Genomic DNA, 21,746 nt, shown 5'->3' with positions numbered 1-21,746 from the left:
GCGCTCAGCTCGCGAGCACGCTCAGGTCGGCCTCGGCCCAGCGCGCGCCGACGCCGGTCACCGTCACGTGCCGCACCTCGTCCGTGGTGTCGCCGACGGCACGGTGGATCCACAGCTGCAACCGGTCGTCGGTCAGCTCCTCGACCTTGCCCTCGCCCCACTCCACGACGATCACCGAGTCGGGCAGGGAGACGTCCAGGTCGAGGTCCTCCATGTCGTCCAGGCCGCCGGACAGCCGGTAGGCGTCCACGTGGACGAGCGGCGGACCGTCACCGAGCGAGGGATGCACGCGGGCGATCACGAAGGTCGGGGAGGTGACGGCACCGCGCACGCCCAGCCCCTCGCCGAGCCCGCGGGTCAGCGTCGTCTTGCCCGCGCCCAGCTCCCCGCTGAGCATCACCAGGTCACCGGCGCGCAGCAGCTTGGCGAGCCTGCGGCCCAGTTCCCGCATCTGCTCGGGGGAGGTGACGGTGATCTCGGTCTCGGGGGCGGGTCGCTCGGGCTCAGCCGGGCCCCGCGCTGCTGCTGGTGCTTCCATAGCCCTCCACGGTAGCCGCTGCCGGCACCGCGCCCGCGCGGGCGAGCAGGTCGGCCAGGCGGTCGGTGACCAGCTCAGGGTGTTCCAGCATCACCAGGTGCCCCGCGTCGGGGACCAGCACCAGCTCCGCCTCCGGCAGCAGTCCCGCGATGGCCTCGCTGTGCTCGCTGGGCGTCACCAGGTCCCGCACCCCGGCCAGCACCAGGACCGGCAGGCCGGCGAAGTGGGCGAGGGCCTCGGTCTTGTCGTGGTCGTTGAAGGCCGGGTAGTACTCGGCGACCACGTCGATCGGCGTCGACTCGATCATCCGCTCGGCGAACCGGGCCACGGCCGGGTCGACGTCCCGGGTGGCGAACGAGTACCGCTTGATGATCCCGGCGAACAGGTCCGCCGTCGCCCGCCGCCCCTTCTCCACCAGCTCGGCCCGCTGCCCCAGCGCCTTCAGCACGCCCGGCAGCACCCGCCGGACCGCGTTGACACCGGCCACCGGCAGCCCGAAGTTGACCTCGCCGAGGCGGCCGGAGGAGGTGCCGACGAGGGCGACGCCGACGACCCGCTCGCGGACCAGGTCGGGGAAGGCGTCGGCCAGGGCCATCACGGTCATGCCGCCCATGGAGTGCCCGACCAGCACGATCGGCCCTTCGGGCACGGCCGCGTCGATGACGGCCTTCAGATCCCGGCCCAGCTCCTCGATGGTGACCGGGCGGCCGTCCCGCACCTGGGCCACGCCCCGCGCGGACCGGCCGTGGCTGCGCTGGTCCCAGTGCACGGTGCGGACGACGCCCCTCAGGGCGGCCCGCTGGAAGTGCCAGGAGTCCTGGTTGAGGCAGTAGCCGTGGCTGAAGACGACGGTCACCGGAGCGGGCTCCTTGCGGCCGAACAGCCGCCGCCTGCGCCGGGTGAGCGCGGTCTCCGCCGCCGGTTCGACGTCGTCGACCTCGTAGTACAGCTCGGTGCCGTCGTCGGCGTACGCCTTGCCGGGGTTGCCGCGCAGTCCGCCGTACGGTCCCGCCGAGTCCAGGGCGAGCCGGGCCTTCTGGCGCATCCCGCGGCCGACCGTCAGCCGTTCTATCGCCACGCCGGCCGCCGCGCCCGCCGCGACCACGCCTATGGCGACGCCGGCGATGCCGGTCGCGCGGCGCCAGCCGCCGGCGGCGGCCTCGGTGGCCGCTTCCGTGGCGGAGGCGACGGCCGACGCGACGGCCTCCGCGTTGCTCTCGCTCACGTACACCGCTCCTCTTCGCCGGGCCGCTGTGCGGATACCCACTGGTTACCGATTCACCTGAACGCGCGTCACGCCGTGTGCGGGCGGCGCGTCATCCCGCGTCATCCCCCTACGGACGCGTCACTCGTTCACATAGACGCGCGGCACGCGGGATCCGATCCGGGTGACGATCTCGTAGCCGATGGTGCCCGCCGCCTGCGCCCAGTCCTCGGCGGTGGGCTCGCCGCGGTCGCCGGGCCCGAACAGCACCGCCTCGGCGCCCGGTTCCGGCCGGTCGCCGCCGAGGTCGACGACGAACTGGTCCATCGCGATCCGTCCCGCGACGGTGCGCCACTTGCCGTCGACCAGGACGGGGCCGGTGGAGGAGGCGTGGCGCGGGATGCCGTCCGCGTAGCCGAGGGGGACGAGGCCGAGGGTGGTGTCGCCGGGGGTGGTGTAGTGGTGCCCGTAGCTGACGCCGTGGCCGCCGGGGACCTGCTTGACCAGGGCCAGCGCCGCGCTCAGCGTCATCACGGGCCGCAGTCCGAGGTCGGCGGGGGTGCCGATCTCGGGGCTGGGCGAGACGCCGTACATCGCGATGCCGGGCCGCACCAGGTCGAAGTGGGCCTCGGGGAGGGTGAGCGTGGCCGGCGAATTGGCGATGTGCCGCACGTCGGGGCGTACGCCCTGCCGCTCGGCGTACGCGGTCATGTCCTGGAAGAGGGCGAGCTGGGGGGCGATGGAGGGGTGCCCGGGCTCGTCGGCGCAGGCGAAGTGCGACCAGAGCCCGGTGACCCGGAGCAGGCCGTCGGCCTCGGCGCGCAGGGCCTGACGGACCAGTTCCTCCCAGTCCGCGCCCGGCTGGCAGCCGCCCCGGCCGAGCCCGGTGTCGGCCTTGAGCTGCACGAGCGCGGGGCGCCCGGCGAGCCGGGCCGCCGCGGTGACCTCCGTCAGGGCCCACAGGGCGCTGACGGAGACATCGAGACCGGCCTCCACGGCTTCCCGCCAGGGGCCGCCCGGCGTCCACAGCCAGCACATGATCCGTACGTCGTCCGGCAGTCCGGCCTCCGCGCGCAGGGCGAGCGCCTCCTGCGGTGTGGCCGTGCCCAGCCAGGTCGCGCCCGCCGCGACGGCCGCGCGGGCGCAGGGTGCCGCGCCGTGGCCGTATCCGTCGGCCTTGACGACGGCCATGAGAGCCGCCCCGGGGGCCCGTTCGCGCAGGGCGCGGACGTTGGCCCGCAGGGCGGCCAGGTCGATCTCGGCCCGGGCCCGCAGTACCGCGTCCCGCCGAGCAGCTGTCTCACTCATCGTGCCCACAGTCTCTCAGAGCCCCCGGCCGTCGCCGTGTGCCCCGGCGTCACCCGCCGGGCGGCGGCCGGCAGTGGCTAGGGTGCCCGGCATGAGCATCATCGGGGTCGGGATCGACGTGGCCGAGATCGAGCGGTTCGGGGCGTCGCTGGAGCGCACACCGGCCCTGGCGGAGCGGCTCTTCCTGGAGAGCGAGTTGCTGCTGCCGAGCGGGGAGCGCCGGGGCGTCGCCTCGCTCGCCGCCCGCTTCGCGGCGAAGGAGGCGCTGGCCAAGGCGCTGGGCGCGCCGGCCGGCCTGCTCTGGACGGACGCCGAGGTGTACGTCGAGGACAGCGGCCGGCCGCGGCTGCGGGTGACGGGGACGGTGGCGGCGCGGGCGGCGGAACTGGGGGTGGCGTCGTGGCACGTGTCGCTCAGCCATGACGCGGGGGTGGCGTCGGCGGTGGTGATCGCGGAGGGGTAGCGCCTTCTCCGCGGGTGTCAACGGGTGCCCAACGGGTGCCTAGGGGCCGTCCCCGGTCGGCTTCTCCAAGGGTTCCTACGCTCCGTCCCCGGTCGGCCGGACCCGGATGTGCATGCGCTCGCCCTGGGCGCCGTACAGGGCGATCCACTCGACCGGCCGGTCCCCCGCGTTGGCGATGCCGTGCGGGACGCGGGTGTCGAACTCCGCCGTCTCGCCCGCCGTCAGGACGAGGTCGTGGTCGCCGAGGGCGAGGAGCAGGCGGCCGGAGAGGACGTAGAGCCACTCGTGGCCCTCGTGGGCCCCCTGTTCGGGGCGCGGGCTGCCCGGGGTCCGCGGGACGGCCGGGGCGGGGAGGATCTGCTTGTAGGCGTGCAGCCCGTCGTTCGGGTTCCGGGTGAGCGGGACCCAGGTCTGGCCGTGCCGGGTGAAGGGCCGCGGGTGGACGCGGGGGTCGCCGGTGCTGGAGCCGACCAGTTCGTCCAGGGGCAGGCGGTGGGCCCTGGCCAGCGGCAGCAGGTGCCGCAGTCCGGGCTCCCGGCGCCCCGACTCCAGCCGGGACAGCGTGCTCACGGAGACGCCGGTGGCGGCGGCGAGCTGCGCCAGGGTGAGCCCGCGGGCCTGCCGGATCGCACGCAGGCGGTTCCCCAGCGAGGTCATGACCTGTGCCGTCTCCTCGTCGCCCATGGGACAACTGTCCCGCACATCGCGGGCGCCGGGCTCGTGCGTGTTCCGGGTGTACGGGGAAGACTCGACGGCATGCGGACTGCGTACAGCGTGGAGACGGTCAGGACGGCGGAACGCCAGGAGATGGCACGGCTGCCGGAGGGGGCGTTGATACAACGGGCCGCCGCCGGGCTCGCCGCCGCCTGTGCCGAGGTGCTCGGGCGGGTGGCGGGCCGGGTCTACGGCAGCCGGGTGGTGCTGCTGGTCGGCAGCGGGGACAACGGCGGTGACGCCCTGTACGCCGGGGCGCGGCTGGCCCGGCGCGGGGCGGGGGTGACGGCGGTGCTGCTGGCGCCGGAGCGCGCGCACGGACCGGGGCTGGCCGCGTTGCGCCGGGCGGGTGGCCGGGCGGTGGCGGGCGGGCCGGAGACCGGTGCCGGGTCCGCCGTGGAGCTGGTCACGCGGGCCGATCTGGTCGTCGACGGGATCGTCGGGATCGGCGGCAAGGGCGGGTTGCGGGAGGAGGCGGTGCCGCTCGCGGACGCGGCCGCGCGGTCCCGGGCCGCCGTCGTCGCCGTCGACCTGCCGAGCGGGGTCGACGCGGACACCGGGGAGGTGCGGGGGGCCGCGGTCCGGGCCGACCTGACGGTCACCTTCGGGGCGCACAAGCCGGGGCTGCTGGTCGATCCGGCGCGGGAGTACGCCGGTTCGGTGCGGCTGGTGGACATCGGGCTGCCGCTGCCGGGTGAGGCGGCCGAGCTGGAGGCCCCGCAGCACGCGGACGTGGCCCGGCTGCTGCCGGTGCCGGGCGCGGAGAGCGACAAGTACCGGCGGGGGGTCGTGGGGGTCGCCGCCGGGTCGGCCCGGTATCCGGGCGCGGCGGTGCTCGCCGTCGCCGGTGCGCTGCGGGGCGGGGCCGGAGCGGTGCGGTACGTCGGTCCGGCGGGGGACGCGGTGATCGCCCGCTTCCCGGAGACGCTCGTGTCCGAGCGGGGCCCGAAGCGGGCGGGGCGGGTGCAGGCGTGGGTGGTCGGGCCGGGGGCCGGTGACGACGCGGGGACGGTGGCCGAGGTGCTGGCGGCCGAGGTGCCGGTGCTGATCGACGCGGACGGGCTGCGGCTGGCCGACGCGGACGCGGTGCGGGCACGCAGGGCGGCGACGCTGATGACGCCGCACGCCGGGGAGGCGGCCGCCCTGCTCGGGGTGGGCCGGGAGGAGGTCGAGGGGGCGCGGCTGGCCTCGGCGCGGGAACTGGCGGCGCGGTACGGGGCGACGGTGCTGCTGAAGGGCTCGACGACGGTGGTCGCCGGGGCGGACGGAGGGCCGGTCCGGGTCAACCCGACGGGCACGTCGTGGCTCGCGACGGCCGGGAGCGGGGACGTGCTGTCCGGGCTCGCGGGCTCCCTGCTGGCAGCGGGGCTGTCGGCGCTGGACGCGGGGAGCACGGCGGCGTACCTGCACGGCCTGGCGGGCCGCTTCGCGGCTCGGGGGGCGCCGGTGGGGGCGCACGACGTGGCGGCGGCGATCCCGCGGGCCTGGCGGGATGTGCAGGAGGGCTGAACGGGGGGCGTCCCCCCGCGAAGGCGGTTCGAAAGACGGTCCGGAATGCGGTCACCGGAAGCGGCCCGACCGCCGCGGTGCCCTGAGTAGGGTGGCCGCATGATCCCCGATCAGGACCCCCTGCCCGCGGACCTCGGCGCGCTGCCCAAGGTCGAGTTCGCCTTCCCCGGCCCCCTGCGCGACCAGCTCGTCGCGGCGGTCCTCGACGGATCGAAGACCTCCACGACCGGCCTGCTCCTCGACTACGAGCACGAGGACGAGCCGCTGCCGCGGGCCGGTGACCGCGGGGTGCTCGTCGACTCCCACGAGCGCCCGGTGGCCGTCGTCGAGGTGGCCGAGGTGCGCGTGGTCCCGCTCGGCGAGGTGGACCTCGCCCACGCGGTGGACGAGGGCGAGGGCTACACCAGCGTGGCGGAGTGGCGGGCGGGCCACGAGCGGTTCTGGCACGGCGAGGAGATGCGCGCGGCCCTGGACGACCCGGAGTTCACCGTGGACGACACGACACCGGCGGTGCTGGAACGCTTCCGGGTCGTCACCGTGCTGCCCGCCCCCGCCCCCGCCCCCTGAGGCGCTGCTCCGTCACTCCACCGTCACCGACTTCGCCAGGTTCCGCGGCTGGTCCACCTCGTTGCCCCGGGCCGTCGCCAGCTCGCACGCGAATACCTGCAAGGGCACCGTCGCCACCAGCGGCTGGAGCAGGGTCGGCGTGGCCGGGATGCGGACCAGGTGGTCGGCGTACGGGACGACCGCCTCGTCGCCCTCCTCGGCGATCACGATGGTGCGGGCGCCCCGGGCCCTGATCTCCTGGATGTTGGACACGATCTTGTCGTGGAGCACGGAGCGCCCGCGCGGGGACGGGACGACCACGACGACCGGCAGGTCCTCCTCGATCAGCGCGATCGGCCCGTGCTTCAGCTCCCCCGCCGCGAAGCCCTCGGCGTGCATGTACGCCAACTCCTTGAGCTTCAGCGCGCCTTCGAGGGCGACCGGGTGGCCGACGTGCCGGCCCAGGAAGAGCACCGTGTTCTTGTGGGCGAGGGAGCGCGCCAGCTCGCGCACGGGCTCCATGGTCTCCAGCACCCGCTCGACCGCGCCGGAGATCCGCGAGAGGTCGCGGACGACGTCGCGGATCTCGTCGCCGTACTTGGTGCCCCGCACCTGCCCGAGGTAGAGGGCGACGAGGTAGCAGGCCACCAGCTGGGTGAGGAACGCCTTGGTGGAGGCGACGGCGACCTCGGGCCCCGCGTGCGTGTAGAGCACCGCGTCGGACTCGCGCGGGATGGTGGAGCCGTTGGTGTTGCAGATGGCCAGCACCTTGGCGCCCTGCTCGCGGGCGTGGCGCAGGGCCATGAGGGTGTCCATGGTCTCGCCGGACTGGGAGATCGCGACGACCAGCGTCTGCTGGTCGAGGATCGGGTCGCGGTAGCGGAACTCGCTGGCCAGCTCCACCTCGCAGGGGACCCGCGTCCAGTGCTCGATGGCGTACTTGGCGATCAGCCCGGCGTGGAAGGCCGTGCCGCAGGCGACGATGACGACCTTGTCGACCTCGCGCAGCACCCCCGGCGGGATGCGCACCTCGTCCAGGCTCAGCGTGCCGGACCCGTCGATGCGGCCGAGCAGGGTGTCGGCGACCGCCTTGGGCTGCTCGGCGATCTCCTTGAGCATGAAGTAGTCGTAGCCGGCCTTCTCGGCGGCCGAGGCGTCCCAGTCGACGTGGTAGGAGCGGACCTCGGCCGGGCTGCCGTCGAAGCCGGTCACCGTCACGCCGTCCCGGCGCAGTTCGACGACCTGGTCCTGGCCCAGCTCGACGGCGTCCCGGGTGTGCGCGATGAAGGCCGCCACGTCCGAGGCGAGGAAGGACTCGCCCTCCCCCACGCCCACCACCAGCGGCGAGTTGCGGCGGGCGCCGACGACCACGTCCGGCGCGTCCGCGTGCACCGCGACCAGGGTGAACGCGCCCTCCAGCCGCCGGCACACCAGCCGCATCGCCTCGGCGAGGTCGGCGCAGGCGGAGAACTCCTCGGCGAGCAGGTGGGCGACGACCTCGGTGTCGGTCTCGGAGGGCAGTTCGTGGCCGCGCTCGGCCAGCTCGGCCCGGAGCGGCGCGAAGTTCTCGATGATGCCGTTGTGCACCACGGCCACCCGGCCCGCGTTGTCGAGGTGCGGGTGGGCGTTGGTGTCGGTGGGGCCGCCGTGGGTGGCCCAGCGGGTGTGGCCGATGCCGGTCGCGGCGGACGGCAGCGGGTGTTCGGACAGTTCCTTGTCGAGGTTGACGAGCTTGCCGGCCCGCTTCGCGCTGGCGAGGCCGCCGTCCGCGAGCACGGCGACGCCCGCCGAGTCGTATCCCCGGTACTCGAGCCGCTTCAGTCCGGCCATCACGACATCGAGCGCCGACTGCGACCCCACGTATCCCACGATTCCGCACATGACCGGCAGCCTACGATCAGATCCGGTCCCGAACCGGCCTTCGCGTGCCCGAAATCGGAAATTCCCACCGGGGTACGAACGCCCCGGCGGCCGGACTCAGCCCAGCTTGGCGAGCTGCGCGTCGCTGATCTCCGTGGGGAACGGGAAGTCCTTGCCGGTGCCGGCGGCGGCCAGATTGAGGACGGTGAAGGTGGCGACGGTGGAGCCCTTGCGGGTGACGGACACCTTGACCGGGAACTCGTCGCCGTCCTCGCCGACCATCGTCATCGTCATGGCGACGGCCTCGTCCGCCCCGCCGGTCGCCTCCCCCTGCGCCACCTTGGCGATCTTGGCCGGCTCACCCATCGCGGTGAAGGTGAAGCCCCCGGCGCACGTGCCGGCCGCCTCCTCCACGTCCTTCAGCACCGCCTCGGCACCGCCGTCGTCGTAGGTCGCCAGCGTCACCAGCGCCTTGTCCAGGTCGAACGCGGCGCCGATGGCCTCCTCGGTGCCCGCGTCGCCGGACGGCTTCTTCGGGCCCTCGGTCCAGCTCCGCTTGACCGTCGCCGCCGGCTCGCCCAGGGGGACGCCGGTCTCGGCGAAGGCGAGCGGCTCGCACTCCGCCTTGTCGCCCTTCACCTTGTCCTTGGCCACGTCGTCCGCCGCCGACACCTTGGTGACCTTGCCGTTCTTGACGTCCGCCTGCGCCAGGGCCGCCTTCTCCAGCTCGGCCGCGGTGAGCGCCGGGGCGCTCTTGCCGCCCTCGGCCCTGCCGTCTCCGGCCTCCTTGCCGTCGCCGTCCCCGCCTCCGCCGGAGGAGCCGCCGCAGGCGGTGGCGGAGAGTGCCAGGACGGCAGCGGAGGCCGCGAGGGCGGTACGGCGGACGACGGTCAGTCTCACGTTCGGCTCTTTCTTCCGGACGGCGGAGGCTCCGCACATATGTGCGAGCACTGTATTCACAGCGGACTGACAGACGATCAGTGGTGGGCCACCCGGTTACCCGACCGTGACACCCACGTGATCTCCGCCGCGACGGCCCGGCGTGAGCGTGACACAGCCCACCTGCCACCCGGTTCAAACTCCGTTAACAATGGACTGTGATCTCTCCGGTCTCCTCGATGCCCCGGAGCGCCCACCGGCAGCGGCCGGAGGCGACTCCCTACGTCGACCTCACCCGCCCCGAGTGGAGCGCGCTGCGCGACAAGACGCCGCTGCCGCTGACCGCCGAGGAGGTGGAGAAGCTGCGCGGCCTCGGCGATGTCATCGACCTCGACGAGGTGCGGGACATCTACCTCCCGCTGTCCCGGCTCCTCAACCTCTACGTCGGCGCCACCGACGGCCTGCGCGGCGCCCTCAACACCTTCCTCGGCGCACAGGGCTCCCAGTCCGGCACCCCGTTCGTCATAGGGGTCGCCGGCTCGGTCGCGGTCGGCAAGTCCACCGTCGCCCGCCTGCTCCAGGCGCTGCTGTCCCGTTGGCCCGAGCACCCGCGCGTGGAACTGGTCACGACCGACGGCTTCCTGCTGCCGACGCAGGAGCTGGAGCAACGCGGCCTGATGTCCCGGAAGGGCTTCCCCGAGTCCTACGACCGCCGGGCCCTGACCCGCTTCGTCGCCGACATCAAGGCGGGCAAGGCGGAGGTCACGGCACCCGTGTACTCCCACCTCATCTACGACATCGTCCCGGACCAGAAGCTCGTCGTCCGCCGCCCCGACATCCTGATCGTCGAGGGCCTCAACGTGCTCCAGCCCGCACTGCCCGGCAAGGACGGCCGCACCAGGGTCGGGCTCGCCGACTACTTCGACTTCAGCGTGTACGTCGACGCCCGCACGGAGGACATCGAGCGCTGGTACCTCAGCCGCTTTAGGAAGCTGCGCGAGACCGCCTTCCAGAACCCGTCCTCGTACTTCCGCAAGTACACCCAGGTGTCGGAGGACGAGGCCCTCGACTACGCCCGCACCACCTGGCGCACCATCAACAAGCCCAACCTGGTGGAGAACGTGGCCCCCACCCGCGGCCGGGCCACCCTCGTCCTGCGCAAGGGCCCCGACCACAAGGTGCAGCGCCTCAGTCTGCGCAAGCTGTGACGCGGGGCGCCGTCGAAGGTAGAAATACCGGATGCTGCATCTGCGCCTGATCACCCCGGCCGACCGCACCGACGAGGTGGTCCGCCTGATCGACCGTAACGTCGGCACCACTCATCTCGTCGTCCTGCCGGGCGTCGCCCGCGAGCCCGAGGGGGACGTCGTCATGTGCGACGTGGCCCGCGAGGCGGGTGACGAACTCATCGGCGACCTGCGGGCGTTGGGAATCGACACGGACGGCGCCATCGCCGCGGAGAACATCGACCTGTGCCTCTCCAAGCGCGCCGACAAGGCGGAGAAGGACGCCCCGGGCGAGCCCGCCGACGCGGTGCTGTGGGAGCAGTTGGAGGAGGCGACGCACGAGGAGTCGACCCTCTCCATCACCTACGTCGCCTTCATCACGCTGGCCACGATGATCGCGGCCTGCGGTGTGGTGCTGGACAACGCGATCCTGATCGTGGGCGCGATGGCGGTCGGCCCGGAGTTCGGCCCCCTCGCCGGCGTCTGCACCGCGATCGTCCAGCGGGCCCCGCGCCTGGCCCTGCGCTCACTGATCGCCCTGCTGGTGGGCTTCGCGGTGGCGATGGCGGTGACGGTGGGCTTCAGCTGGATCATGGCCGGATTCGACCTCTTCACCGAGGCCAAGCTGGAAGCCGACCGCCCCAACACCGACTTCGTCTACGCCCCCGACGCGTTCTCCTTCGTGGTCGCGATCCTCGCCGGAATCGCGGGCACCCTGTCACTGACCTCGGCCAAGTCCGGCGCCCTGGTCGGCGTCGCCATCTCGGTCACCACGGTCCCGGCCGCGGCGAACGCGGCCGTGGCCCTGAGCTTCGGCGACACCGACCAGACGGTGGGCTCCAGCGAACAACTCCTGCTGAACCTGTTCGGCATCGTCGTGGCGGGCACCCTGACCCTGCTGGCCCAGAAGACACTGTGGACCACCCAACGACGCCGGATCACAAAGCCCACCTAGGGGCGCGGGGCTCTGTCGATTTGCGGCTCCGCCGCGTGGGCGCGACCAGCCACAACGGCGCCGCAGCCCGCGACGGACAGAACCCCCACCCCGAACCCGGCCCCGCGAACTACCCCAACGCGGACTTGACGGAATCGGCCAACCGCCCGGCAACAGACCGAGCCTGCTCAATATCCGCCGCCTCCACCATCACCCGCACCAACGGCTCGGTCCCCGAGGACCGCAACAACACCCGCCCGGTACTCCCCAGCTCCCGCTCGGCCTCGGAAACCGCCGTGGCCAACTCCGCAGAGGTCGTCACCCGCGACTTGTCCACGTCCGGCACATTGATCAGCACCTGCGGCAACCGCTCCATGACCCCCGCGAGATCCCGCAGCGTACGCCCCGTCTGCGCGACCCGCGCCGCCAGCATCAGCCCGGTCAGCGTGCCGTCACCGGTGGTGGCGTGGTCGAGGATGATGACGTGCCCGGACTGCTCGCCGCCGAGGGCGTAGCCGTGCTCCTTCATCTCCTCCAGGACGTACCGGTCACCGACGCCGGTCTGCACGAACCGGATGCCCTCGCGCTCCATGGCGAGCTTGAAGCCCAGGTTGGACATGACCGTCGCGACGACCGTGTCCGAGCGCAGCGCCTCCCGCTCCCGCATGGCCAGCGCGAGCACGGCGAGGATCTGGTCGCCGTCCACCTCCGCGCCGGTGTGGTCCACGGCCAGGCAGCGATCGGCGTCGCCGTCGTGGGCGATGCCGAGGTGCGCGCCGTGCTCGACGACGGCGGCCTTGAGCAGGTCGAGGTGGGTGGAGCCGCAGCCGTCGTTGATGTTGAGGCCGTCGGGCACCGCGCCGATGGTGACCAGCTCGGCACCGGCCCGCGCGAACGCCTCCGGCGAGACCCGGGAGGCCGCGCCGTGCGCCTCGTCGAGGACGATCTTCAGACCGTCGAGCCGGTTCGGGAGGACGCCGACGAGGTGCGCGACGTACTGGTCGAGCCCTTCGTCGTAGTCCCGCACCCGGCCCACGCCGGCGCCGGTCGGCCGGTCCCAGGGGGCACCGGTGCGGTGCTCCGCGTAGACGGACTCGATCCGGTCCTCCAGCTCGTCGGCGAGCTTGTGGCCGCCGCGGGCGAAGAACTTGATGCCGTTGTCGGGCATGGCGTTGTGGCTGGCGGACAGCATCACGCCGAGGTCGGCGCCGAGCGCGCCGGTGAGGTGGGCCACCGCGGGCGTCGGCAGCACGCCGACCCGCAGCACGTCCACGCCGGCGCTGGCCAGGCCCGCGACGACGGCGGCTTCCAGGAACTCGCCGGAGGCGCGCGGATCCCGGCCGACCACCGCGGTCGCCCGGTGTCCGGCGAAGGTGCCCGCCTCGGCCAGTACGTGCGCCGCGGCCACGGAGAGTCCGAGCGCCAGCTCGGCCGTCAGATCCGCGTTGGCGACGCCGCGCACGCCGTCCGTGCCGAAGAGTCGTCCCACTTGTCCTCCTGAGGAAACGTCAATTCCGAACACAAGCATGTGAGCTTCTGAACGCTTGAACGTCTTGTGCCGTTATACGCCCAACGACGGGGATAAACGAACGCCCCGGCAGCACAGTGGCGTGCCGCCGGGGCGTTCGGAGTACAGCCGGTGCGACTTAGCGCTTGCTGTACTGCGGAGCCTTGCGGGCCTTCTTCAGACCGGCCTTCTTGCGCTCGACCGCACGGTCGTCGCGCTTGAGGAAGCCGGCCTTCTTGAGCGGACCGCGGTTGTTGTCGACGTCGGCCTCGTTCAGGGCGCGGGCGACACCGAGACGGAGCGCGCCGGCCTGGCCGGAGACACCGCCACCGGCGATGCGGGCGATGACGTCGTAACGGTCGTCCAGCTCGAGCACCTTGAAGGGCTCGTTGACCTCCTGCTGGTGCACCTTGTTGGGGAAGTAGTCCTCAAGGGTGCGGCCGTTGATCTTCCACTTGCCGGTGCCCGGGACGATCCGGACGCGGGCGATGGCGTTCTTGCGACGGCCCAGGCCGGCGGCCGGCTGGGGCTCGCCGAAGGCGGAGGCCATGGACTCCGAGGTGTACTCACCCTCGACGGGGACCTCGGACTCGGTGGTGTAGCTGTCGATGTCGATCTCTTCGAGCGGCTGCTCGGCAGTGGTCTCGGCCACGATGCTCCTCAGATTCTCTTCAGTCTTAGGGGGTGGCCGGAACTACTGCGCGACCTGGGTGATCTCGAACGGCTGCGGCTGCTGCGCGCCGTGCGGGTGCTGGTCACCCTTGTAGACCTTCAGCTTCGAGAGCATCTGACGGCCCAGGGAGTTCTTGGGGAGCATGCCCTTGACGGCCTTCTCCACCGCCTTCTCCGGGTTCTTGTCCAGGAGCTCGTCGTAGCGCACGGAGCGCAGACCGCCCGGGTAGCCGGAGTGGCGGTACGCCATCTTCTGGGTCCGCTTGTTGCCGGAGAGGTGCACCTTGTCGGCGTTGATGATGATGACGAAGTCACCGGTGTCGACGTGGGGCGCGTAGATCGGCTTGTGCTTGCCGCGCAGGATGGAGGCCGCAGTGGTGGCCAGACGACCCAGGACGACGTCCTGAGCGTCGATGACGTGCCACTGGCGCGTCACATCGCCGGGCTTGGGGCTGTACGTACGCACGGTTCGTAGCCTTCGCTTCTTCAGTGAGTGGTCCTGACATGGTCACCGAAGACGATCACGACAGCCCTGACCGCACCGCGGTGACGCATACCGCGTGCTGGTCGCTGGTCATCGGTCCCGGTGGACCGGTGTAAGGGCCCCTCACGTGAGAATGAGCAAGCCAATACACATACGACTGTGCAGAATACCCGGGCGGCCACGGCCGGGTCAAAACGGGGTCGCAGGGGCCCGCGCGGGCTCCGGCGTCCGCCCCGACGGTACCCGGCCGCCCACGTCCGCCGCACCGGACCGGCCCTGCCGCGCCACCGTCACCGCGAGCACGCACAGCGTGAACGCGTCCCGGAAGGCCCGGCGCCGCTCCGACTCCAGCCAAGGCCAGGTCAGCCCCGGTACCTGCGGCACCAGGGAGATCCAGAACCACACCCCGCGGGCCACCGATCCGCCGTACGGCAGCCCGGCGAGCAGCAGCGGCAGGGCGACCAGGAGGTAGTGGTCGTAGGAGGGCCGGGAGATCAGGAACGCCGAGAGCATCAGACCGGCGCCGGTCTCCGCGAGCCGCAGCGGACCGGGGTCGGCACGGCGCCAGCGCCGGTACGCGCAGAGCACCCCGGCGCACGCCGCCGCCACCGCGAGCCCCTGCGCCAGCCCCTGCGGCACCCCCAGCCGGGGCAGCACGGCCGCCGGGGAGGCCTCGTAGAGCCGCACGAAGCCGTCGTCGCCGTGCAGCAGGAAGGGCAGGGTGCGGGTGAAGAAGCCGGCCGGGTCGGGCATCGCCAGCGCCGCCGCCCCGGAGGCCAGCGCGGGCACCAGGACGGCCGCCGCCAGCGCCCGCCACCGCCCGGCGAACAGGAAGAGCAGCAGGACGGGCGCGAGCAGCGGCTTGAGCGCGACGGCCGCGCCGACGACCGCGCCCGCCGCCGTCCACCGGCCCCGGCTCGCCAGCAGCAGGGACAGCGGGAGCGCCACGGTCGCCGTCACCGTCCAGTTGCCGAGCCGCACCAGGTGCCCGAACGGCGCGAAACCCACCGCGAGCCCGGTCAGCCCGAGGACCGCGAGCCGGCTGCCGAGCGGCACGCGGTGCAGCCGCAGCGCACAGGCCCAGGCCAGCGCCAGCAGGACCGTCACCGCACACGGGACCAGCACCCGCAGCACGGCCCCGGGCAGCAGCGCCTGCGGGACGGCGGCGAGGACCGCGCTCGGAAAATAGAGGAAGTGCGGATCGTCGTACGGGGAGCCGCCGGCCAGCCAGGTGCGGGCGGCCCGCACGACGATCGCGTTGTCCATGCCGCCGTCCGAGGTCACACGTGCCGCGTGTGCCGCGCAGGCCGCCAGCACGGTCACGAGAACCGCCCACAGGTGCCCTCCCGCAGGCCGCACCAACCACCCGGAGATGTCGCTTTTGCCCGTCCGCATGCACGGAACGCTAGGCGCTGCGGGCCCCGGGGACGCGCACCAGCACGCCGCTCGGCCCGTCTAAGATGCGCCCCATGAGCTTTGGGCAGGGGGGACCTCAGTCACAGTGGGATCCCTGGACACCGCAGTCGCAGCAGCAGCAACAGCAGCAGCCCTGGAACAGTGGTGAAAGCGACAACACCCCGGACTGGGCGGCCCTCGCCGAGGCCTCCGAGGCCCGCGCCAAGCGCCGCCGGCTGTTCCTCATCGGCGGGGGCGCGCTGGCCACCGTGGCGATAGCCAGTGCCGTCGCCGTGGCCGTGGTCTCGGCGAACGGCTCCGGCCAGGCCTCCGACAGCCCGTCCTCGCAACTCCCCGGGACGGCCGACATCCCGAGCGCGACGGCCACCGCCCCCTCCTTCGCGCCGACCAGCGCCCCGCCGCCGCTGGACCCGAAGGACTTCGTCTCCAGCGTCAAGAAGGACAAGGCCCCGCTCAGCCCGGACCTGCTCTTCCCCGGCACGCAGCTGACCATGGGCGAGACGGTCTACAAGAAGGGCCCGACGGCCGACACCCGCACCTGCGGCTCCGCCGTCCAGGGCACCCTGCCGAAGGTCCTGAACGACAACGACTGCACCCGCCTGATCCGCGTCACGTACACCCAGGGCGACACCGCCGTGACCGTGGGCGTGGCCGTCTTCGACACCGAGGCGCAGGCCGCCAAGGCCAAGAAGCAGGCCGACAAGAAGAGCATCGTGCGCTCGCTGTCCGGCGGCGGGGTCAAGTCCTTCTGCACCGGCGCGGTCTGCCGCTCCACCACCAACTCCTACGGCCGCTACGCCTACTTCACCGTCGCGGGCTCCACCAGCGGCAAGGACGTCACGGAGAAGTCCACGGAGGTGTTCCGGGCCGGCGACGACCTCGCCGAGTTCGCCTTCCGGCAGATCCGCGGGCGCGGCGAGGCCCAGGCGTCGGCGGCGGCGGAGGGCTGATCAGCAGCAGCCGGCCCCGGGCAGGGACCGCTTGTTGCGGGCCTCCTTGCTCCGGGCGGCGAGCAGCTCGTCCGCCGGGTAGCCGACCTCCTCCAGCGTCAGCCCGTGCGGCCGTACGACGTGCACGGCCGAGTCCCGGACACCGGCGGCCAGCACCTTCGCCGGCCAGTCCGGCGCCCGGTGGCCGTCGCCGACGAACAGCAGCGCCCCGATGAGGGAGCGCACCATGTTGTGGCAGAAGGCGTCGGCCCGCACGGTGGCGGTGATGATCCCGTCCTCCCCGCGCACCAGGCTCAGCTCCTGCAGCGTGCGGATGGTGGTGGCCCCCTCCCGCTTCTTGCAGTAGGCGGCGAAGTCGTGTTCGCCCAGCAGTCCGCGGGCGGCCTCGTTCATGGCGTCCACGTCGAGCGGCCAGTCGTGCCACAGGACGTGGCCGCGCAGCAGCGGGTCGACGCCGCCCGGGTTGTCGGTGACCCGGTAGGCGTAGCGCCGCCAGACCGCGGAGAACCGGGCGTTGAAGCCGCTGGGCGCCTCGCGCAGGGCCCAGACCCGCACGTCCCTCGGCAGCCGCCCCGCGAGCCGCTTGAGCAGCTTCACGTGGTGCTCGGCCCACACCTCGCGCTCCAGGTCGACATGGGCGACCTGCCCCCGGGCGTGCACCCCGGCGTCGGTACGGCCCGCGACGGTCAGCTCGTACGCCTCGGGCGACCGCGTGACGGTCCGCAGCGCGTCCTCGATCTCCCCCTGCACGGTCCGCCGCCCCCCGGCCTGCTTGGCCCACCCGGAGAACTCGCTCCCGTCGTACGACAGATCCAGCCGCACCCGCACGAACCCAGCCTCAACTTCGTCACTCACCCAGAGATCCTCTCAGCAACACGAAAGCGGGCCCGCCCCTCGAAAGGAACGGACCCGCAACGCCCACGTCGCGGAACGCTTACGCGTCCTTCGACTCCTCGGCGGCGTCGTCGGCCTTGGTCGTGTCGACCTTGGTCTCGGCAACCTCGGCGTCCTTCGCGGCACGCTTGGTCGCGGCCTCGGCCTCGCCGGTCGCCTCCTGCGCCACGGTCAGCGCCTCGACCAGCTCGATGACGGCCATGGGCGCGTTGTCGCCACGGCGGTTACCGATCTTGGTGATGCGCGTGTAGCCACCGGGGCGGTTCTCGTAGCGCGGGCCGATCTCGGTGAAGAGCGTGTGGACGACGCTCTTGTCCGTGATCACCTGGAGCACCTGACGGCGGTTGTGAAGGTCGCCCTTCTTCGCCTTGGTGACCAGACGCTCGGCGTACGGACGCAGCCTGCGCGCCTTCGCCTCGGTGGTGGTGATGCGACCGTGCTCGAACAGCGACTTCGCGAGGTTCGCGAGGAGCAGCTTCTCGTGCGCGGCGCTGCCGCCCAGACGGGCACCCTTGGTGGGCTTCGGCATGGTGTTTCTCCTAGGTGTCTGCCCCGGCCGTATCAGGTACCGAGGTCAGTATCCGAGCGGGCGGCCGCCCGTCGGAGATCCGAGCACAGGCCCCGGAGGGGCCGTGCTCGGAAGGGGCGCGGGGAACTGCGCGACAAGCCACAGCGCACCCGCACCCGAGTACGGACCGAATGGCCCGAGCTCTTAGTACTGCTCGGTCTCCACGAAACCGGCGTCCGCGTCGTCATCGGCACCGAAGGCATCCGCGGCAGCGGTCGGGTCGAATCCGGGAGGCGAGTCCTTCAGCGCAAGCCCCATACCCGCGAGCTTGGCCTTGACCTCGTCGATGGACTTCGCACCGAAGTTACGGATGTCCAGCAGGTCGGCCTCGGAACGAGCCACGAGCTCACCCACGGAGTGGATGCCCTCACGCTTGAGGCAGTTGTACGACCGGACGGTCAGCTCGAGCTCCTCGATCGGGAGCGCGAGGTCGGCCGCCAGCGCCGCGTCCGTCGGCGACGGACCCATGTCGATGCCCTCGGCATCGATGTTCAGCTCGCGGGCGAGACCGAACAGCTCGACCAGGGTCTTACCGGCCGACGCCATGGCGTCACGCGGACGCATGGCCTGCTTGGTCTCGACGTCGACGATCAGCTTGTCGAAGTCGGTCCGCTGCTCGACACGCGTGGCCTCGACCTTGTACGTGACCTTGAGAACCGGCGAGTAGATCGAGTCGACCGGGATGCGCCCGATCTCCTGACCGACCTGCTTGTTCTGCACGGCGGAGACGTAGCCGCGACCGCGCTCGACGGTCAGCTCCATCTCCAGCTTGCCCTTGCCGTTGAGCGTGGCGAGGACGAGGTCGGGGTTGTGCACCTCGACACCGGCCGGGGGCGCGATGTCGGCGGCGGTGACCAGACCCGGGCCCTGCTTGCGCAGGTACATCACAACGGGCTCGTCGTGCTCGGAGGACACGACCAGCTGCTTGATGTTGAGGATCAGGTCGGTGACGTCCTCCTTGACGCCCGGCACGGTGGTGAACTCGTGCAGGACACCGTCGATCCGGATGCTGGTGACAGCAGCGCCGGGGATCGAGGAGAGGAGCGTACGACGCAGGGAGTTGCCGAGGGTGTAGCCGAAGCCCGGCTCCAGCGGCTCGATGACGAACCGGGAGCGGAACTCGTCGACGACCTCTTCGGTCAACGAGGGACGCTGAGCGATCAGCATGTGGTGATCCTTCAGTCAGGGGCGCCCGCTATTTGACGCCCGACCAGTACTGCAAGGGTACGGGCGATACGACCCGAAGGAGCCGTACCGCCCGGAAGCCCTGGTGAAGCGGGTGAAGCGATGTCGCGGTGAAGCGAGATCAGACGCGACGGCGCTTCGGGGGACGGCAGCCGTTGTGCGGGGTGGGCGTGACGTCCTGGATCGAGCCGACCTCGAGGCCGGTCGCCTGCAGGGAGCGGATGGCGGTCTCACGACCGGAACCCGGGCCCTTGACGAACACGTCGACCTTGCGCATGCCGTGCTCCTGGGCGCGGCGGGCAGCCGACTCGGCGGCCATCTGCGCGGCGAACGGCGTGGACTTCCGGGAGCCCTTGAAGCCGACGTGGCCGGCGGAGGCCCAGGAGATCACGTTGCCGGTCGGGTCCGTGATGGACACGATCGTGTTGTTGAACGTGCTCTTGATGTGCGCGTGGCCGTGAGCGACGTTCTTCTTTTCCTTGCGGCGCACCTTCTTGGTCGCGCCCTGACGTCCCTTGGGGGGCATGTCGTTCTCCTACGGGAGGTGGTCGGTCCTACAGCGAAGACCGCTGGACGGCGAAGTCCGCTGCGGACTACTTCTTGCCCGGCTTCTTCTTGCCGGCGATGGCGCGACGCGGGCCCTTGCGGGTGCGGGCGTTCGTGCTGGTGCGCTGACCGCGGACGGGCAGGCCACGGCGGTGACGCAGACCCTGGTAGGTACCGATCTCGACCTTGCGGCGGATGTCGGCCTGGACCTCGCGGCGAAGGTCACCCTCGGTCTTGATGTTGTTGTCGACGTACTCGCGGATCGCGACGAGCTGCTCCTCGGAGAGGTCCCGAACACGGGTGTTCGGGTCCACGCCGGTGGCGGCGAGCGTCTGCTGCGAGAGGGTCCGGCCAATGCCGAACACGTAGGTGAGGGCGATCTCGACGCGCTTTTCGCGCGGGATGTCAACACCGGAAACGCGTGCCATTCAATGGCTCCAGTTGATTGTCGGAGGTCTTCCACAGAACCGGACCCCGGCCGCCGGCCTCTCGATGTCTCGAAGAGTTGGTACGGCTCGGGTCCCCGGCCTCCGAACCGGGGGTGTCGGACGCCTGGGCGCCCGGGTTCTGCGTATGAACATGTTCAGCTCGCGTCGCGCGAAGTCCTGCGAATCGCGGAGGGACGGTCGTGCTTCAGCCCTGGCGCTGCTTGTGGCGCGGGTTGTCGCAGATGACCATGACCCGACCGTGACGGCGGATCACCCTGCACTTGTCGCAGATCTTCTTGACGCTCGGCTTGACCTTCATGGGTGTGAGGTTCTCCGGGTCAGTTGCCGGCGGTCCCTGGGCCTGACGGCCTGGGACGTGGGCAAGATCTACTTGTACCGGTAGACGATCCGGCCACGCGTCAGGTCGTACGGAGACAGCTCCACCACGACCCGGTCGTCAGGGAGGATGCGGATGTAGTGCATGCGCATCTTGCCGCTGATGTGTGCCAGGACCTGGTGGCCGTTCTGGAGCTCGACCTTGAACATGGCGTTCGGAAGAGACTCGACGACAGTGCCCTCGATCTCGATGGCACCTTGCTTCTTGGCCACGCTTCGCCCTTCGAATCGACTACCTTGATCGACTCCTACGCACCATACGAGCGCATGCAGACATGCGGGTGCACGAGAGCCGACGAGTCAGTCTACGTCAGCAGCCCCGGAAAGGCGAAACGGGGAAGTCTGCCCCGGATGCGAGATCGTTATGCAAGAGCCCCACCCTCGGCACCGACCCCTCACGCCAGCGGGTCCGGCGCAGCCGTGACGCCCAGCTCCGCCAGCTTCGCCTTGCCCCCGACCGATCCTCCACGCCCCTCTCGCGGGCTCGGCGCCAGGGGCGCCTCACAAGCTTCGAGCGGCTGCGCCGGCCTCCGACCGGCGGTCGTGGCTCGGGCCGACGTCACGCCAGCGGGTCCGGCGCAGCCGTGACGCCCAGCTCCGCCAGCTTCGCCTTGCCGCCATCTGGGGACGTCAGGACTAGGGGGCCCTGGTCCGTCAGGGCGACCGAGTGTTCCCAGTGGGAGGACCACGTGCCGTCCGTCGTGATGACCGTCCAGTCGTCCGACAGGACCTCCGTGCGGGGGGTGCCGAGGGAGATCATCGGCTCGATGGCGAGGCAGAAGCCGGGGACCAGCTTCGGGCCCTTGCCGCGCCGGCGGTCGACGTAGTTCAGCAGGTGCGGGTCCATGTGCATCTCGGTGCCGATGCCGTGGCCGCCGTAGTCCTCGATGATCCCGTACTTGCCGCCGCCGGGCTTCGGCTGGCGGCGGATGTACGTCTCGATCGCCCGGGAGACGTCCACGAGCCGGTTGCCCTGCTTCATGGCCGCGATGCCCGCCCACATCGACTCCTCGGTCACCCGGGACAGCTCGACCAGCTCCGGGGAGTGACCGGAGCCGACGAAGGCCGTGTAGGCCGCGTCGCCGTGCCAGCCGTCGATGATCGCGCCGCAGTCGATGGAGATGACGTCGCCGTCCTTGAGGACCACGTCGTCGGAGGGGATGCCGTGGACGACGACCTCGTTCACGGACGTGCAGATGGTCGCGGGGAAGCCGCCGTACCCGAGGAAGTTCGGCTTGGCGTCGTGCTCCGCGAGCACCTTGCGGGCGACCTGGTCCAGGTCCTTGGTCGTGGCGCCGGGCACGGCGGCCTCGCGGGTGGCCGCGTGGATGGCGGCTACGACCAGCCCCGCCTCACGCATCTTGGCGATCTGCTCGGGGCTCTTGATCTGCACCATGGGGACTGCGGCCTTTCTGGACCGGAGGGGACGGGACGCTTCCAACGATACGGGGGTGGACCGGCCCCACCCCACCTCACAGCACAGCCGCGACCCCCAGGGCTGGGGACCGCGGCTGCAGCC

Annotated in this window: 24 protein-coding genes; 6 read left to right on the top strand and 18 right to left on the bottom strand. The window is 71.8% G+C overall.

Annotated features, from left to right (window positions below; translation table 11 throughout):
• Positions 1-4: 4 nt before the first annotated feature.
• The 3 genes from tsaE to alr all read right to left on the bottom strand — a co-directional run bounded on the left by tsaE (position 5) and on the right by alr (position 3,050).
• On the bottom strand, positions 5-538 hold the full coding sequence (tsaE, locus tag ACFC1X_RS09755; protein WP_376350494.1) for a tRNA (adenosine(37)-N6)-threonylcarbamoyltransferase complex ATPase subunit type 1 TsaE: 534 nt from the start codon (positions 536-538) through the stop codon (positions 5-7).
• A complete protein-coding gene (locus ACFC1X_RS09750; protein ID WP_376350491.1) occupies positions 504-1,763 on the bottom strand; it encodes an alpha/beta fold hydrolase in 1,260 nt (419 codons plus the stop codon). Before ACFC1X_RS09750 ends, tsaE begins: the two co-directional genes overlap by 35 nt.
• A 120-nt stretch (positions 1,764-1,883) precedes the next feature.
• Positions 1,884-3,050 (bottom strand): alanine racemase, encoded by a 1,167-nt coding sequence (alr, locus tag ACFC1X_RS09745; RefSeq protein WP_376350489.1) that lies wholly within the window; start codon positions 3,048-3,050, stop codon positions 1,884-1,886.
• Positions 3,051-3,141: 91 nt separating this feature from the next.
• Here alr and ACFC1X_RS09740 point away from each other — a divergent pair, with 91 nt between their 5' ends.
• A complete protein-coding gene (locus ACFC1X_RS09740) occupies positions 3,142-3,513 on the top strand; it encodes a holo-ACP synthase (RefSeq protein WP_376350486.1) in 372 nt (123 codons plus the stop codon).
• A gap of 75 nt (positions 3,514-3,588) precedes the next feature.
• On the opposite strand, the gene ACFC1X_RS09735 is transcribed toward ACFC1X_RS09740, so the two are convergent.
• On the bottom strand, positions 3,589-4,197 hold the full coding sequence (locus ACFC1X_RS09735) for a helix-turn-helix domain-containing protein (RefSeq protein ID WP_376350483.1): 609 nt from the start codon (positions 4,195-4,197) through the stop codon (positions 3,589-3,591).
• 72 nt (positions 4,198-4,269) lie between these two features.
• On the opposite strand from ACFC1X_RS09735, the gene ACFC1X_RS09730 reads away from it, so the two are divergent.
• Both ACFC1X_RS09730 and ACFC1X_RS09725 read left to right on the top strand, forming a co-directional pair.
• On the top strand, positions 4,270-5,736 hold the full coding sequence (locus ACFC1X_RS09730) for an NAD(P)H-hydrate dehydratase (RefSeq protein WP_376350480.1): 1,467 nt from the start codon (positions 4,270-4,272) through the stop codon (positions 5,734-5,736).
• 99 nt (positions 5,737-5,835) lie between these two features.
• Positions 5,836-6,303, top strand: a complete 468-nt coding sequence (locus ACFC1X_RS09725; protein ID WP_376350477.1) for an ASCH domain-containing protein — start codon at positions 5,836-5,838, stop codon at positions 6,301-6,303.
• A 12-nt stretch (positions 6,304-6,315) separates the two neighbouring features.
• On the opposite strand, the gene glmS is transcribed toward ACFC1X_RS09725, so the two are convergent.
• Positions 6,316-8,163 carry a glutamine--fructose-6-phosphate transaminase (isomerizing) gene (gene glmS, locus ACFC1X_RS09720; protein ID WP_376350473.1) on the bottom strand — a complete coding sequence of 616 codons (1,848 nt, stop codon included), beginning with the start codon at positions 8,161-8,163 and terminating at the stop codon, positions 6,316-6,318.
• A 96-nt stretch (positions 8,164-8,259) separates the two neighbouring features.
• On the bottom strand, positions 8,260-9,042 hold the full coding sequence (locus tag ACFC1X_RS09715; RefSeq protein ID WP_376350470.1) for a hypothetical protein: 783 nt from the start codon (positions 9,040-9,042) through the stop codon (positions 8,260-8,262).
• Between the two features lie 218 nt (positions 9,043-9,260).
• Between ACFC1X_RS09715 and coaA the strand changes: the two genes are divergently transcribed.
• Both coaA and ACFC1X_RS09705 read left to right on the top strand, forming a co-directional pair.
• Entirely contained in the window at positions 9,261-10,229 is a 969-nt protein-coding gene (coaA, locus tag ACFC1X_RS09710) for a type I pantothenate kinase (protein WP_376351024.1), read from the top strand.
• Between the two features lie 31 nt (positions 10,230-10,260).
• A complete protein-coding gene (locus ACFC1X_RS09705) occupies positions 10,261-11,202 on the top strand; it encodes a DUF389 domain-containing protein (protein WP_376350467.1) in 942 nt (313 codons plus the stop codon).
• A 109-nt stretch (positions 11,203-11,311) separates the two neighbouring features.
• Here the strand turns inward: ACFC1X_RS09705 and glmM are convergent, their stop codons facing one another.
• The 4 genes from glmM to ACFC1X_RS09685 all read right to left on the bottom strand — a co-directional run bounded on the left by glmM (position 11,312) and on the right by ACFC1X_RS09685 (position 15,239).
• Positions 11,312-12,670: a phosphoglucosamine mutase gene (gene glmM / locus ACFC1X_RS09700; protein WP_234955374.1), complete on the bottom strand. Its 1,359-nt coding sequence runs from the start codon at positions 12,668-12,670 to the stop codon at positions 11,312-11,314.
• 157 nt (positions 12,671-12,827) lie between these two features.
• Positions 12,828-13,340: a 30S ribosomal protein S9 gene (rpsI, locus tag ACFC1X_RS09695; protein ID WP_043380984.1), complete on the bottom strand. Its 513-nt coding sequence runs from the start codon at positions 13,338-13,340 to the stop codon at positions 12,828-12,830.
• A 42-nt stretch (positions 13,341-13,382) separates the two neighbouring features.
• Complete coding sequence (gene rplM / locus ACFC1X_RS09690) at positions 13,383-13,826, bottom strand: 50S ribosomal protein L13 (protein ID WP_122615770.1); 444 nt, start codon at positions 13,824-13,826, stop codon at positions 13,383-13,385.
• A gap of 207 nt (positions 13,827-14,033) precedes the next feature.
• On the bottom strand, positions 14,034-15,239 hold the full coding sequence (locus tag ACFC1X_RS09685; RefSeq protein WP_376350461.1) for a glycosyltransferase 87 family protein: 1,206 nt from the start codon (positions 15,237-15,239) through the stop codon (positions 14,034-14,036).
• A 74-nt stretch (positions 15,240-15,313) separates the two neighbouring features.
• Between ACFC1X_RS09685 and ACFC1X_RS09680 the strand changes: the two genes are divergently transcribed.
• Complete coding sequence (locus tag ACFC1X_RS09680) at positions 15,314-16,210, top strand: hypothetical protein (RefSeq protein ID WP_361642195.1); 897 nt, start codon at positions 15,314-15,316, stop codon at positions 16,208-16,210.
• Here the strand turns inward: ACFC1X_RS09680 and truA are convergent, their stop codons facing one another.
• The 8 genes from truA to map form a co-directional block, all read right to left on the bottom strand.
• Positions 16,211-17,065 carry a tRNA pseudouridine(38-40) synthase TruA gene (gene truA / locus ACFC1X_RS09675; RefSeq protein WP_376350458.1) on the bottom strand — a complete coding sequence of 285 codons (855 nt, stop codon included), beginning with the start codon at positions 17,063-17,065 and terminating at the stop codon, positions 16,211-16,213. It lies immediately after the preceding gene.
• Positions 17,066-17,144: 79 nt separating this feature from the next.
• A complete protein-coding gene (gene rplQ, locus ACFC1X_RS09670; RefSeq protein ID WP_376350456.1) occupies positions 17,145-17,633 on the bottom strand; it encodes a 50S ribosomal protein L17 in 489 nt (162 codons plus the stop codon).
• 183 nt (positions 17,634-17,816) lie between these two features.
• Entirely contained in the window at positions 17,817-18,839 is a 1,023-nt protein-coding gene (locus ACFC1X_RS09665; RefSeq protein ID WP_003966937.1) for a DNA-directed RNA polymerase subunit alpha, read from the bottom strand.
• A gap of 139 nt (positions 18,840-18,978) precedes the next feature.
• Positions 18,979-19,383: a 30S ribosomal protein S11 gene (rpsK, locus tag ACFC1X_RS09660; RefSeq protein WP_007443997.1), complete on the bottom strand. Its 405-nt coding sequence runs from the start codon at positions 19,381-19,383 to the stop codon at positions 18,979-18,981.
• A gap of 67 nt (positions 19,384-19,450) precedes the next feature.
• Positions 19,451-19,831: a 30S ribosomal protein S13 gene (rpsM, locus tag ACFC1X_RS09655; RefSeq protein WP_003974244.1), complete on the bottom strand. Its 381-nt coding sequence runs from the start codon at positions 19,829-19,831 to the stop codon at positions 19,451-19,453.
• A 205-nt stretch (positions 19,832-20,036) separates the two neighbouring features.
• Positions 20,037-20,150, bottom strand: coding sequence for a 50S ribosomal protein L36 (gene rpmJ, locus ACFC1X_RS09650; RefSeq protein ID WP_003974245.1), 114 nt, complete (start codon positions 20,148-20,150; stop codon positions 20,037-20,039).
• A gap of 68 nt (positions 20,151-20,218) precedes the next feature.
• Positions 20,219-20,440 carry a translation initiation factor IF-1 gene (gene infA, locus ACFC1X_RS09645; protein ID WP_003948620.1) on the bottom strand — a complete coding sequence of 74 codons (222 nt, stop codon included), beginning with the start codon at positions 20,438-20,440 and terminating at the stop codon, positions 20,219-20,221.
• Positions 20,441-20,786: 346 nt separating this feature from the next.
• Positions 20,787-21,623 carry a type I methionyl aminopeptidase gene (gene map / locus ACFC1X_RS09640; RefSeq protein ID WP_125492625.1) on the bottom strand — a complete coding sequence of 279 codons (837 nt, stop codon included), beginning with the start codon at positions 21,621-21,623 and terminating at the stop codon, positions 20,787-20,789.
• Positions 21,624-21,746: the final 123 nt, after the last annotated feature.

Source organism: Streptomyces sp. NPDC056128 (genome assembly GCF_042263835.1).
Lineage (GTDB): Bacteria > Actinomycetota > Actinomycetes > Streptomycetales > Streptomycetaceae > Streptomyces.
This window is presented reverse-complemented; position numbering and strand designations above follow the sequence as displayed.